Source organism: Acinetobacter sp. AOR18_HL (assembly GCF_027855145.1).
Classification (GTDB): Bacteria; Pseudomonadota; Gammaproteobacteria; order Pseudomonadales; family Moraxellaceae; genus Acinetobacter; species Acinetobacter pittii.
The window spans coordinates 77,084-91,230 of sequence record NZ_JAKTIG010000029.1; the positions used below are offsets into that span (position 1 = coordinate 77,084).

Consider the following 14,147-nt stretch of genomic DNA (forward strand, 5'->3'; position numbering starts at 1 on the left):
ATAAGGACACATTCATGAGTTTCACTCGCATTAATGGAGTATTGCATGCAGAGCAATGTTCTATGGAGCAGCTTGCGCAGCAATTTGGCACCCCTTTGTATGTTTATTCAAAAGCAGCTTTTGAAAAGCATTACTTAGATATGGACCGTGCTTTTGATTTTATTGATCATCAAATCTGTTTTGCGGTGAAATCTAACTCAAATATAGCTGTTCTTAATGTGTTGGCAAAACTTGGTGCTGGTTTTGATATTGTATCAGGTGGTGAACTTGCACGCGTTTTAAAAGCAGGTGGAGATGCATCTAAAGTTGTTTTTTCTGGCTTGGGTAAAACCGAAGCCGATATCGAAACATCGTTAAATGTAGGCATTGCTTGTTTTAACGTAGAGTCTTATGCAGAACTAGACCGCCTTCAAAAAGTTGCAGCTCGTCTAGGCAAAAAAGCGCCAATTTCTTTACGTGTAAATCCAGATGTAGATGCAAAAACTCATCCTTATATTTCAACTGGTTTAAAAGAAAATAAATTTGGTATCCCAAGTGATACCGTTTATGAAACTTATCAATATGCTGCATCTTTGCCAAACCTTGAAATTATTGGGATTGACTGTCACATCGGTTCGCAATTGACCGAGACTAAACCGTTTGTTGACGCTTTAGATCGTGTCATGTTGATGATCGAAGAATTGAAAAAACTTGGTATCAATCTTAAACATATTGATATCGGTGGTGGTTTAGGTGTTTGTTATAAAGATGAAACACCGCCAAGTGTTGAAGAATATGCCAACTCAATGAAACCTGCTTTAGAAAAATTAGGTCTCAAGGTTTATATGGAACCGGGTCGTAGCATTAGTGCAAATGCAGGTGTGCTTTTAACAAAAGTTGATTTGCTCAAACCAACGAGCCACCGTAACTTTGCCATTATTGATGCTGCAATGAATGATTTAATTCGCCCTGCTTTATATGAAGCTTGGATGGATATCCAACCTGTAGTGCCAAGTTCAGATACTGAAGAAAAAACTTGGGATCTCGTTGGAGCAATCTGTGAAACAGGTGACTTCATTGGTAAAGATCGTTCATTGGCTTTAAAAGAAAATGACTTGTTAGCTGTTCTTGGCGCTGGCGCTTATGGTTTTGTAATGAGTTCAAATTACAACACACGTGGCCGTGCCGCAGAAGTGATGGTGTCAGGCGATAAAGCCCATTTGATTCGTGAGCGTGAAACGGTTGAATCCCTTTGGGAAAATGAACGCTTGTTGCCTGAGGAGTAAATGAAATGTTGTTAGAATTTACTAAAATGCATGGCCTAGGCAATGACTTTATGGTGGTTGATCTGATCAGCCAACGTGCTTATTTAGATACGGAAACAATTCAACGCTTAGCCGATCGTCATTTTGGCATCGGTTTTGATCAACTTTTAATTGTTGAACCACCAGATTTACCGGAAGCAGATTTTAAATATCGTATTTTTAATGCAGATGGTTCTGAAGTTGAACAATGTGGTAACGGAGTACGCTGTTTTGCTCGTTTTGTACATGAGCGCCATTTAACAACTAAAACAAGTATTACTGTCCAAACCAAAGCAGGTATTGTAAAACCTGAGTTGGGACAAAATGGTTGGGTTCGCGTCAATATGGGCTACCCAAAGTTCTTGCCGAATGAAATTCCATTCATTGCAGAACAACCAGAAGCTTTATATACACTTGAGTTAGCTAACGACCAGAACATTAATATTGATGTGGTCAATATGGGCAATCCTCACGCTGTCACTATTGTTCCAGATGTATTAACTGCAGATGTTGCCGGCATTGGTCCACAAGTTGAGTCACATAAACGGTTCCCTGAACGTGTAAATGCTGGCTTTATGCAAGTAATTGATGAAAAACATGTTCGCTTACGTGTATTTGAACGTGGTGTTGGTGAAACATTAGCTTGTGGTACAGGGGCATGTGCTGCTGCGGTAAGTGGTATGCGCCGTGGCTTACTTGCGAACTCAGTTGAAGTTGAGCTTGCTGGTGGTAAGTTACAAATTGAATGGCAAGAAGGCGATGTGGTCTGGATGACTGGTCCAACAACTCATGTTTATGATGGGCGTTTGGATTTACGTTATTTCCAAGGTTAATAGCATTACCTAAATGGAAGCCTCTTTTCATCAGCTAAAGTGATAAAAGAGGCTTTCTTTTATATGTATAATAATATTTGATTTAATTATCTTTTACTCAAAGCTAATTTCAAAGCAAACAACACAAAAATACTGCCAGTAATTCGGTCCATATATTTCACAAATTTAGGTTGCTTAAGATAACGTGACAGTGGTTGCATAGTCAAAATTAATAAAGTTGACCATAACATTCCAATCACCACATGAATCATTACCAGTCCCATCACCCAAGTAACTGCTGATGCTTGTGGTGGAATAAACTGTGGAAGAAATGAAATATAAAAAATACCAACTTTGGGATTAAGTAAATTACCTAAAAAACCCTTAATAAACCAATTTTGTGAAGGAGAGGTATTTGAACTATTCTCTTGCATATCTGCAAGTTGGCTACGTGGTTTTAAAATCATATTTAAACCCAGCCAAGCTAAATAAGCAGCACCCATCCATTTTAGAATATTAAAAGCGATATCAGATGCCATGAGCAAGGCACCTAGACCACAGGCAACCACAATTCCCCATACAATACAGCCAAGGCTAATACCGACCGCTGCTTGAAATGCTTTCGATTTACCTTCAAGTGTTGCTGTACGAATAATTAAAGTCGTATCCAAACCAGGGGTAAGTGTAAGTAAGGTAATCGCAATTAAATAAGGGATGAGTATGGTGGTCATGGCAGCAAGGTCCAATGAATACTTGGTTTAAATTGTAATATATAAATTAGATCAGCATTAGGTTGTGCGATATCAAATTTTCATGATCACATAGTTTTTGGTACACTCAAAAAAATGAACAAATAAATGGAGAGCAATTTGGATTTTGCATTACAACTGCTCTCAATGTGGTTAAAAGAAAGAAAAATACAGAATCAATCTGAGCACACGATTACTGCTTATGAACGAGATGTTAAAAGCTTTCTTGAGTTCTGCGAGCACAAACAACTAGATTTGAGAAATATTGAAGCTTCAGATTTAAGAGAGTACTTAGCGCAGCGTGTCGAACAGGACCAGTTAAGTTCAAGTAGCATGCAACGTCATCTCACTTCAATTCGTCAATTTATGAAATGGGCTGAACAAGGTAAATATCTAGAAATTAATCCTACTGACGATTTTAAGTTAAAACGACAACCTAGACCTTTGCCCGGCATGATCGACATAGAAACGGTTAATCAAATTTTAGATCAACCTATGCCTGAAAAACCAATTGATCAGCAGCTTTGGTTAAGAGATAAAGCGATGCTCGAGTTACTTTACTCAAGTGGTTTACGTCTGGCTGAATTGCAGGGATTAACTGTTAAAGATGTAGATTTTAATCGCCAACTTGTTCGTATTACAGGTAAAGGAAATAAAACACGTATAGTACCATTTGGGAAAAAAGCAAAAGAAAGCCTATTGAACTGGTTGAAAGTTTATAAAATTTGGAAAGGACATTTTGATCAAAATGATTCTGTCTTTATTTCCTTACGAGGAGGGGCGCTCACTCCAAGGCAAATTGAAAAACGTGTGAAGCTTCAAGCACAAAGGGCAGGTGTAAATGTCGATTTACATCCGCATTTACTCAGACATTGTTTTGCTAGCCATATGCTATCGAGTAGCGGTGATTTGCGTTCAGTACAAGAAATGCTAGGCCATAGTAATTTATCTACGACACAAATTTATACGCATATTGATTTTGATCATTTAGCACAAGTATATGATCAAGCTCATCCAAGGGCACATAAAAACTAAAATTTAAAAATAGACTCAATAAATAGATAATTAAATTGATAAGTTTTAGCTGAATGTTGAGATCATTTGTATTTTTTTACAAATTTGTTTAAGAGAAATAAGGGAAACTACCCAATTGACAATTTTGATCTTTGAGTATTTTGTGGACGACAGGGTCTAAAAAACGTCGGATTTATGGTTTTTAAAAGTAATCTTATGTTTCTAGCTAATATGCTAAATAAGATAAAAAGATAATAAAAATCAATGTATAAAATAGAGTTTAAAAAGAATAAAATAGGCCCTCATAGCAGTCTAAAATTTTTTTATGAACTGATGATTTCATTTTTTTTGTGCTGTTCCAGAAAATTGTGACTTGACCGAAATGCCAAACACATTGCAAGATAGGGTACCTAAAAAATTTTAATTGAAGAGTTAATATACTTTTCTCAACATTTACTTTTGCTAGAACAGCCGAGGATTACATGAAGGCTCTTGTTGCTGTAAAACGCGTGGTTGATGCCAACGTTAAAGTTCGTGTTAAGCCGGACAATAGTGGGGTTGACCTTACCAACGTAAAAATGTCAATTAACCCATTTTGTGAAATCGCAGTGGAAGAAGCGGTTCGCTTAAAAGAAAAAGGAACAGTATCAGAAATCGTTGTTGTTTCTGTAGGTCCTAAAGAAGCTCAAGAACAAATCCGTTCTGCAATGGCTCTAGGCGCAGACCGTGGTATTTTGGTTGAAACTACTGATGAAATTGGCGCTTTAGAAGTTGCTAAAATTTTAAAAGGTGTTGTTGAAGCTGAAAAACCAGAACTTATCCTTCTTGGTAAACAAGCAATTGATGATGACTCTAACCAAGTAGGTCAAATGCTTGGTGCATTATTAGGTGCTGGTCAAGGTACATTCGCTTCTGAAGTGAAAGTTGATGGCGGTAAAGTACAAGTGACTCGTGAAGTTGACGGTGGTTTACAAACTGTTGAACTTACACTTCCTGCAATCATCACGACTGACTTGCGTTTGAACGAGCCACGTTATGCAGCATTGCCTAACATCATGAAAGCTCGTAAGAAGCCACTTGATACAAAATCTCCTGCGGATTATGGCGTTACAGCTGGTACTAAGCTTAAAACTGTTAAAGTTGAAGCTCCAGCAGAACGTAAAGCTGGCGTACAAGTGAAATCTGTAGATGAGCTTGTTGAAAAATTGAAAAATGAAGCGAAAGTGATCTAATACGGAAGGATAAAATCATGAGTATTTTAGTTATCGCTGACCACAACAACCAAGTACTTAACGGTGCTACTTTAAACGTTGTTGCTGCAGCACAAAAAATCGGTGGTGATATTACTGTATTAGTTGCTGGTTCTGGTGCTCAAGCAGTTGCTGATGCTGCTGCTAAAGTTGCTGGTGTAAGCAAAGTTTTACTTGCTGACAACGCTGCTTATGCAAACCAATTAGCTGAAAACGTAGCTGGCTTAGTTGCTGACTTGGCTAAAGGTTACAAATACGTTTTAGCTGCTTCTACAACGACTGGTAAGAACATTCTTCCACGTGTTGCTGCTCTTCTTGATGTAAGCATGATCACAGATATTATTTCTGTTGAATCTGCGAACACATTCAAGCGTCCTATCTACGCTGGTAACGCGATTGCAACTGTTCAATCTGACGAAGCAATCATTGTGGGTACCGTTCGTGGTACAGCATTTGATCCAGTTGCTGCGGAAGGTGGTTCAGCTGCTGTTGAAACAGTTGGCGAAGTAAAAGATGCGGGTATTTCTCACTTCGTATCTGAAGAAATCGTTAAGCTTGATCGTCCAGAATTAACTGCGGCTCGTATTGTAGTTTCTGGTGGTCGTGGTGTAGGTTCTGGTGAGAACTACCATAAAGTACTTGATCCATTAGCTGACAAGCTTGGTGCAGCACAAGGTGCTTCACGTGCAGCAGTTGATGCGGGCTTTGTACCTAACGATTTCCAAGTTGGTCAAACTGGTAAAATCGTTGCGCCTGAGCTTTATGTTGCTGTAGGTATTTCTGGTGCGATCCAGCATTTAGCTGGTATGAAAGATTCTAAAGTTATTGTTGCAATCAACAAAGACGAAGAAGCACCAATCAACAGTGTTGCTGACTACTGGTTAGTTGGTGATTTGAACACTGTAGTACCAGAATTGGTATCTAAACTTTAATCTTTACCGATTAAAGTTAAAAAACCCTTAGTTTTTACTAGGGGTTTTTTATTGTGGATAGTGACATGGAATGTATAACTGAGAATTTTATCTCATTTGAGGTTTGATTTTTATAGAATAAAAATCACATAGTTTTATTAAGAATAGAACATGCTCGTTATGGCGATATGATAAGAATAATATGCAATTAAATTATACAAATATCACCAGATTGGCGGTGTAGATTCCGCACATTACACAGTGCTTTTATGCTATAGTATACAGCTATATTTTTTTCGATTTTAGTTCAGTTTCCGGAACTAAATTTTTTGCAAGATCAAGACATATAAGCAGATGGAAATTTCTATCTGTAAGAAGGAGTATGCATGAGCGTATCGGAAATCCGACCGATTGCCATTGAGGACGAACTCAAGCATTCATATTTAGATTACGCGATGAGTGTAATCGTATCTCGTGCATTGCCGGATGTGAGAGACGGTCTGAAACCTGTTCACCGTCGTGTGCTTTATGCCATGCACGAATTGGGCAATGACTATAACAAAGCCTACAAGAAATCTGCGCGTGTTGTTGGGGACGTAATCGGTAAATATCACCCTCATGGTGACTCAGCTGTTTATGAAACCATTGTACGTATGGCTCAGGACTTTAGCTTACGTTATTTATTGGTAGATGGTCAGGGTAACTTCGGTTCGATTGATGGTGATAGCGCAGCTGCAATGCGTTATACCGAAGTCCGTATGACCAAGCTTGCACATGAGCTTCTTGCAGATCTAGAAAAAGACACGGTTGACTGGGAAGATAACTACGACGGATCTGAGCGTATTCCTGAAGTACTTCCGACACGTGTTCCTAACCTGTTAATTAATGGTGCTGCTGGTATTGCCGTAGGTATGGCAACCAACATGGCACCGCATAACATGACAGAAGTTGTAAATGCGTGCTTAGCCTATGCTGACAATCCAAATATCTCGATTGAAGGATTGATGGAATATATTACTGGTCCTGACTTCCCTACAGGCGGTATTATTTACGGTAAATCAGGTATTGTTGATGCTTACCGTACAGGTAAGGGCCGCTTACATATTCGTGGTAAGTACCATTTCGAAGAAGATGAAAAGACAGGCCGTACAACGATTGTCTTTACTGAAATTCCATATCAAGTAAACAAAGCAAGAGTTATTGAACGTATTGCCGAGTTAGTGAAAGAGAAAAAACTTGAAGGTATTTCAGAACTTCGTGATGAGTCTGACAAAGAAGGTATGCGTATTGCAATTGACTTAAAGCGTGGTGAAAACGCGGAAGTCGTTGTAAATAACTTATTCTTAAATACCCAGCTTGAGAACTCATTCAGCATCAACATGGTTTGTCTTGATAATGGACAACCAAAATTGATGAATTTGAAAGATATTATTGCGGCATTTATCCGTCACCGCCAAGAAGTTGTGACACGCCGTACTATGTTCGAACTGCGTAAAGCACGTGAACGTGGTCATATCTTAGAAGGGTTAACCGTTGCTTTAGCCAATATCGATGAAATTATCGAGACTATTAAAACTTCTGCTAACCCTGCTGAAGCGCGTGAGCGTTTACTTGCAGGTGAGTGGGCTGGTGGTGGTGTCGTTTCATTGCTTGAAAAAGCTGGCGCAATTTCTGTTCGTCCAGATGAAATCGAAGGTGAAGATCCAAATCGTCCATTTGGTTTAACTGAATCGATTTATCGTTTATCACCAACACAAGTAGGCGCAATTTTAGAATTACGCTTACATCGTTTAACAGGTCTTGAACAAGACAAATTACATGCAGAATATACTGAAATTTTAGGTCAAATCGCTGAACTTACTGCGATTTTGAATGATTTCAACTTATTGATGGCTGTAATTCGCGAAGAGTTGGCACTGGTACTACAACAGTATGGTGATGGGCGTCGCACTGAAATTATTGAATCACGTATTGATTTTAGTCGTGAGGATTTAATTCCTGAAGAGCAAGTTGTATTAACGGTTTCACAAACAGGTTATGCAAAAACTCAACCACTTTCAGACTATCAGGCTCAGCGCCGTGGTGGTCGTGGTAAGTCGGCAACTTCAATGAAAGATGATGATTTTATTCAACATCTCATTGTAGCTTCAAACCATGCGACTGTGCTGTGCTTTACTAACGTAGGTAAAGTATATCGTCTTCGTGTGTTTGAAGTGCCTCAAGCATCACGTGGTGCCAAAGGCCGTCCGATTGTGAACTTGTTACCTTTAGATGCGAATGAAACAGTAACAGCTATCTTGCCGTTAACTGAGTTCCCAGAAAACCATTACGTATTTATGGCGACAGCATCAGGTACGGTTAAACGTGTTGATTTAGAGCAATTCGCTAACATCCGTTCAAATGGTTTACGCGCAATTGAGCTCAATGAAGAAGATACCTTAATTGGTGTTGCGATTACTGATGGTAATCAGCAAATCATGTTGTTCTCGAACGAAGGTAAGGCAATCCGTTTTGCTGAGACTGACGTACGCGCAATGGGTCGTACTGCGAAAGGTGTTCGTGGTATGCGCGTGAGCTTTGCAAGCAGCACTTTAAGTGAAGAAGATGCAGATGTTGAAAATGATGAATCAGATGACAATGACGATTCAGCAGATTCAAATTTAGTAAGCCGTATCGTATCGCTTGTAGTTGTACCTGAAACAGGTGAAGTACTGTGTGCAAGTGCCAATGGTTACGGTAAGCGTACTCCAGTAAATGACTTCCCGACCAAGAAGCGTGGCGGTAAGGGTGTAATTGCGATTAAGACAAGCGAACGTAACGGTGAGCTTGTTGGTGCAGTGTCTATTGACGAAACCAAAGAATTGTTACTTATTTCTGATGGCGGTACATTAGTTCGTACCCGTGCAGCAGAAGTTGCAATGACTGGTCGTAATGCACAAGGTGTACGTCTAATTCGCTTAAGCGAAGAAGAAACTCTAGTAGGCGTTGTTTCTATTGAGGCTGTCGAAGATGAAGAAGAGTTTCTCGAAGGCGAAGTAGATACTACTGAAACTGATAGCGAAGAAGCTGTATCAAATAATGAAGATGCTTCTGAAGACTAAGTAAAACTTAAATAAAAAAGGAAGCATAAGCTTCCTTTTTTATTTTATGAAGAAGATTTTTTAACAAGCCGATAATAAGATAAACCCACCAATATTAATCCAAGGGTTCCAAGAAAAATCAGTTTTGGTACAACCGTGGCTAATGGAACACCCATCTGATTAAGTTGCACAAACATTTGTACCGCATGTGTTGAGGGTAAACACCACGCAAACCATTGTAGCCATTCAGGCATTGCTTGATGAGGCCAAGCAGCTCCAGTTAGTAAGAATAAAGGTACAGAGCTAAACACAATAATATGTCCGGCACGTTCCGGCATATCCAAAAGTGATCCGATCAACATACCTAATCCAATCACACAACTAATAAAAATAGGAACAGCAACTAGTAAACCAGTGAAGTTTCCACCGTGTGGGTAGTCATTGAACCACAAGGTAAAACCGAAAAGATAAAAACATCCTAAACAGCCAATGGTAAATATACTTGCGAAGATTCCAGCAAAACGAACAGCTGTAATTTTTTCATGTTGCTCCCGATAGCTAGCTATTAACATTGCCAAACCTAGCACAATCGTTTGATGAATAATTAAAGATGCAACAGCCGGAAAAATATAACTTCCATATCCTGAAAGGGGATTAAATAACGGCACTTGATGAATAGAAAGCGCTGGCTGGAAGTGTGTGCGTTGTCCAAATTTTTCAATATATTCTTTTAATGTAGCTTCTATCGAGGTTGCCAGACCTAAACCAATTTCTTTAGTTTTTAAAAAGTTGGTTGTGCTTAAATATAAGCCGATTCCACCTGTTTCTCCGCGGCGTAGGCTTTGGGTTAAGTTATTTGGTAAAAGTAAAATACCATCAGCTTTTTGCTCACGTACCATTTGTTCAGCTTGTAAAAAATTGCTGGTAACGGTAACGATATGAACATGGGGGCTATTTGCACTTTGGCCAATCAATTGAGAAGTTAAGAGGCTTTGCTCTTCATCGACAATCACGATTGGAATAGATTCTGCACGCTCAGCTTTATAGGCGGTAGGATAAAAAAAGCTATAAAGAATGACCGATAAAATTAGCGTTGTGAAAACTGAGCTATTACTTACAATGTCTTTAAATGTTTGCCCATAAGCCTTAAAGAATTCTTTCATTGCGTTGCCCCTCGAACTAATTTTTTAAGCAATAGACAACTTAAAAAGAAGTAAATCAGGCAATAACCGATGAGTATTAAAAAAGGAATCATTGAAATGAAAATTGGACTGCCGATCACCCATTGTTCGGTTTGAAGCTTGGCATAAGGAGTATACGGAATAATGAGTGACCAAAATTTGGTAAAAATAGGGGCATTATTTAAAGGTAGCGTAACGCCAGCGAAACTTAAAGAAGACCCGCCATATACCGCGATAAAACCAAAAGTTTTACTTAAATTTTTGGTTGCAAGAATGACGGTGCTGCTAATCAAAGCGTAGGCAAAATAAAGTAGAAACTGTGCGCATAGCAATAAACTAAGAGAACCTGCTACGAACCAGCCCCGGATTTCGACTAGCCAAAACATCCATACCCATGTCCATGCACAAAATATAAGGCTATAAAGCAGATTTTTGGCCAATAAGCCTTGAATAAAACTTTCTCGGTTTACCCATGCTGTTAATGTGCCACGTTTAAGTTCTTGTCCAATAGCAAAGGCAACACAGCAACACAGCAATAAGTGCAATACAGCAGGAACCATGAAGGGTTCTAAATAAAACTCATAGCTCATGCTTGGATTATAAAGCGTTGAGATTTTTACATGAGCTGTAGGAACATCTAAATAGGGAATACTATTTACAAGATAACTTTGACCAGCATAGTCTGCTAAAGCATTGAGGGTACTGATCAGCATTGCTGAAGAAATCGTATTTCCGACACTAAAAAAAGACTGGTTAAATGCAATGCTGATTTGAGCATCTTGTGCTTTAACGAAGCGCTTTTCAGCACCGTCTGGAATAAAAACATACCCCCATATTTTGGTTTCATTGAGTAGTTGTTCAGCCTCAGCAGAACTTGCCGTAATTGTTTTAATGTCTACTGTATGATTCAACGAAAGATACTTTTCAATATTACGGCTGAGTTCACTTTGGTCCTGATCAATAATTGCAATTGGTAAGTGTTCAGCTTTACCTGCGTAAAACATGCTGCTAAACATGAAAATGATAAAAGCAGGGATAAGTGTCACCATGCACAAATCCCATTTATTGCTTTTTAGATAGTTTAGTTCCCGTAATATACTGGCAAACATGCTTTATTTTTCTTCTTTAATTTTAAATAGAACACTCATACCAACCTTTAAGTCTTTGACAGGATTTTCAGGTACCAGATGTAATTTGAAGCTACGAATATCATAGCCTCCAGTTTGGCGAGTCGTTTTAATGGTGGCAAATTCACCTTCAGCATCAATATTCTTGATTTTAAAATTCACATTCTGATTAAGAGCTGGAATGAATCCTTCAAGAGTTTTATTTTTATAAACAGAGGCGTATTGATTTTCACCTACGTTTAAACTTACCCATAAATCATCATCTTCTAAAATGCTGACAACAGGCACGCCCATAGCGACTAATTCAGAAGGTTTACCATAAGTTTTTGAAACTGTGCCTGAAATAGGTGAGAGTAAACGTGTCTCTTCCTCTAAAGCTTTTGCTTCAGCTACTGCAGCTTTTGCAATTTCAACCTGTGCATCTGCTGTGGATTTTTGTTGGCTGGTACTGCCACGTTTTGCACGGGCATATTGCTGATAAGAGGCTTCACTTAATTCTTGAGCAGAAGTTTGTGCAGCAAGCATTTCATCTCTTCTTTGACGTGAAATGACGCCTTGTCTATATAAATTCTCACCACGTTGGTAAGTAGTTTTGGCAAGGTTTGCTTGTGCTTTCGTACTTTGCCAGTTGGCATAAAGAGTATCGATATTTTCTTGTTGAGAACCTCGATCTATCGTAGATTGAAATGCTAAAGCCGATTGTAAGGTAGCCAAAGCTTGTTGCTTTTTAGCTTCTATTTCAGGGCTAACCAAACGAACAAGGGGCTGGCCTTTGGAAATTTTCTGGCCTTCTTGTACATAAATTTCTTCAATACGACTTGGAACTTTTGTACTTACGTGAATAGTTTCAGCTTCAACTCGGCCTTGAAGTTCAATAGGTTTCGGCTGATAGCTTTTCCACAAACCAAAAATAATTAAACCTAATAGGGCAATAATAATTACACCAATAATCAGTTTAATTTTAGAGTTTTTAGGTGGTTTTGAATCATCTTTATTTGTGTTTGATTCTTGATGGTCACTAACTTGATCATCTTTTTGAACTTGGGTGGTTTCTGCCGTATCCGCAACAGGAGAATCTTGTTCTGAATGAGCTGAGTCTTGATTCATTTTATACTCCCATTAACGAATATAGTCGGTATGTGGTTGATTGACATAAGCTTTAAACTGGTCAATTGAGCCGTGACTTTGCAATAAAGTCGCGAGTGACATGACATATTTATAAGCATTTAAAGCCATTTCAGTTTTTAACGCACTTAATGCATTTTGCGCATCAATCACTTGGGTTGCTGTACCCATTCCTTCGCGGAAAGAAAGTTCTTGAATACGTAGGTTTTCTTGAGCGGCATTTACGTTTCTTTGTAAAAGCTGATGACTTTGTTGAGCAGAGTTGAGCTCGTTATATGATTTATTCAAAAGTGCTTCAATCTCTTGTTTAGTTCGTTCAGTCATGAGTTCAGAAGCGTAGCGCTTTAATTCAGCGGCATGAATATTCTTATTTTTATCTACCCCAGAAAATAGGTTGTATTTTGCCATTACACCGACAATCCAGTTTTCATTTTCATCAAGAGCATATTCACCAAATGCAAATAGACTTGGTTTTTTTGCTGCTTGTTGAGCTTGAATATTTACGTTAGCCAGTTGAGTATCCATCTGCATTTTTTGTACAAGGCTAGACTTTTGTGAATAACTGGTTAAAAGTGATTCTAGAGACTGGCTGGGAGTGTTGTTTACAAATAATGGTGTACTTAAATCGACATTATTTTGTTGATGTAAAAGATTATTAAGGCTAAAGCGGCTGGCGTTTAAGTTAGCTTGAGCATTTTGTAAAGTACGTTCTGCATTATTACGAGCGACTTCAAACTGCATGCGTTGCCCTTTACTAATAAATCCTTGTTGTTCGAGCTTTAGGGCATTGCTGTAATGTTTTTGCATTGCATTAAAGTTAAATAAGCTACTTGCAACCAGCTGCTGCTGTAACTGCACATTAAAGTAACTTTGTACTACTTCAAATCGCTGTATATCTTGTTGTTGTTGGCTTGAAAGTTCAGAGCGCTGTGCTTGTATATTTGCTATTTTTTTAGCACTGCTGGTTAAGCCGCCTGTATAGAGTGGCATTACGACTGAAATAGAAGGGCGTACCACCTGATCTTCGATAGTCAGGTTTGCGTAATCAGGAAAGCGATTTATACCATCATGTATGGTTTGGTTTGCACCTTCTTGAACTTGTCCCAGCACATCTGATGGAATGACATTGTTCCACTGTGAAAGTTTGTCAGTTAGTCCTTGGCTTAAATCATTCTCAAGTTTTTGTTTAAAAGAACCAAGGGGAACATCTGTTTCACTATGAAAAGCGTAGGCTCTGACATTTAAATCAACTCTAGGTAATCCGAGGCCTTTTACTGCTTCAGCTTCTAATTGAGATGCTTGCTGTAATGCCTGGTTGGCCTGAGTGCTATATGAACTTTTCAAAGCTTGTTGTTCTGCTTCAGCATAACTTAAGCTTTCGGCGTATAAGTGATTAGTGAAAAAAAAGCCTAAAGCCAAAGCAAGATGTTTGGGTTTAAATGAAAAGGGAAAAATAGACTGTTTATATCGATGTGTTGGCATTTTAAATAACAATTTTTGGCATCCCTTATAGTTTAAATTTCTTGTTATTAAATTCAATTATCATCTTGTTTATTATACATTTGTATAAAAACATGGTGGTTTTTAGCTCCTTTAATTATTGAATTTACTAAGC

The 14,147-nt window shown here is 38.5% G+C and carries 11 protein-coding genes; 6 read left to right on the top strand and 5 right to left on the bottom strand.

Going from position 1 to position 14,147, the window contains the following annotated elements; genetic code table 11:
• Positions 1 to 14 precede the first annotated feature (14 nt).
• Positions 15 to 1,265, top strand: coding sequence for a diaminopimelate decarboxylase (lysA, locus tag MKL51_RS07435; protein WP_032007053.1), 1,251 nt, complete (start codon positions 15 to 17; stop codon positions 1,263 to 1,265).
• 5 nt (positions 1,266 to 1,270) lie between these two features.
• Positions 1,271 to 2,116: a diaminopimelate epimerase gene (gene dapF, locus MKL51_RS07440; protein ID WP_002118553.1), complete on the top strand. Its 846-nt coding sequence runs from the start codon at positions 1,271 to 1,273 to the stop codon at positions 2,114 to 2,116.
• An 86-nt stretch (positions 2,117 to 2,202) separates the two neighbouring features.
• On the opposite strand, the gene MKL51_RS07445 is transcribed toward dapF, so the two are convergent.
• A complete protein-coding gene (locus tag MKL51_RS07445) occupies positions 2,203 to 2,826 on the bottom strand; it encodes a LysE family translocator (protein ID WP_032007054.1) in 624 nt (207 codons plus the stop codon).
• Positions 2,827 to 2,991: 165 nt separating this feature from the next.
• On the opposite strand from MKL51_RS07445, the gene xerA reads away from it, so the two are divergent.
• From xerA to gyrA, 4 genes are all read left to right on the top strand, one after another.
• Positions 2,992 to 3,879 (top strand): site-specific tyrosine recombinase/integron integrase, encoded by an 888-nt coding sequence (gene xerA, locus MKL51_RS07450; protein ID WP_080973505.1) that lies wholly within the window; start codon positions 2,992 to 2,994, stop codon positions 3,877 to 3,879.
• 461 nt (positions 3,880 to 4,340) lie between these two features.
• Complete coding sequence (locus tag MKL51_RS07455; RefSeq protein WP_002118903.1) at positions 4,341 to 5,090, top strand: electron transfer flavoprotein subunit beta/FixA family protein; 750 nt, start codon at positions 4,341 to 4,343, stop codon at positions 5,088 to 5,090.
• 17 nt (positions 5,091 to 5,107) lie between these two features.
• Entirely contained in the window at positions 5,108 to 6,040 is a 933-nt protein-coding gene (locus tag MKL51_RS07460) for an electron transfer flavoprotein subunit alpha/FixB family protein (protein ID WP_002118921.1), read from the top strand.
• A gap of 365 nt (positions 6,041 to 6,405) precedes the next feature.
• Positions 6,406 to 9,120: a DNA gyrase subunit A gene (gene gyrA / locus MKL51_RS07465; protein WP_032007057.1), complete on the top strand. Its 2,715-nt coding sequence runs from the start codon at positions 6,406 to 6,408 to the stop codon at positions 9,118 to 9,120.
• A gap of 44 nt (positions 9,121 to 9,164) precedes the next feature.
• On the opposite strand, the gene MKL51_RS07470 is transcribed toward gyrA, so the two are convergent.
• The 4 genes from MKL51_RS07470 to MKL51_RS07485 are packed head-to-tail and all read right to left on the bottom strand — an operon-like array spanning position 9,165 to position 14,014.
• The gene (locus MKL51_RS07470) at positions 9,165 to 10,262 is read right to left on the bottom strand and encodes an A1S_2622 family ABC transporter permease subunit (RefSeq protein ID WP_032007058.1); all 1,098 of its coding nucleotides are present in this window, start codon (positions 10,260 to 10,262) and stop codon (positions 9,165 to 9,167) included.
• On the bottom strand, positions 10,259 to 11,389 hold the full coding sequence (locus tag MKL51_RS07475) for an ABC transporter permease (RefSeq protein ID WP_181949731.1): 1,131 nt from the start codon (positions 11,387 to 11,389) through the stop codon (positions 10,259 to 10,261). Before MKL51_RS07475 ends, MKL51_RS07470 begins: the two co-directional genes overlap by 4 nt.
• 3 nt (positions 11,390 to 11,392) lie before the next feature.
• Positions 11,393 to 12,514 (bottom strand): HlyD family secretion protein, encoded by a 1,122-nt coding sequence (locus MKL51_RS07480; RefSeq protein WP_032007062.1) that lies wholly within the window; start codon positions 12,512 to 12,514, stop codon positions 11,393 to 11,395.
• Positions 12,515 to 12,526: 12 nt separating this feature from the next.
• Positions 12,527 to 14,014, bottom strand: coding sequence for a TolC family protein (locus MKL51_RS07485; RefSeq protein ID WP_270904260.1), 1,488 nt, complete (start codon positions 14,012 to 14,014; stop codon positions 12,527 to 12,529).
• Between the last annotated feature and the right edge of the window lie 133 nt (positions 14,015 to 14,147).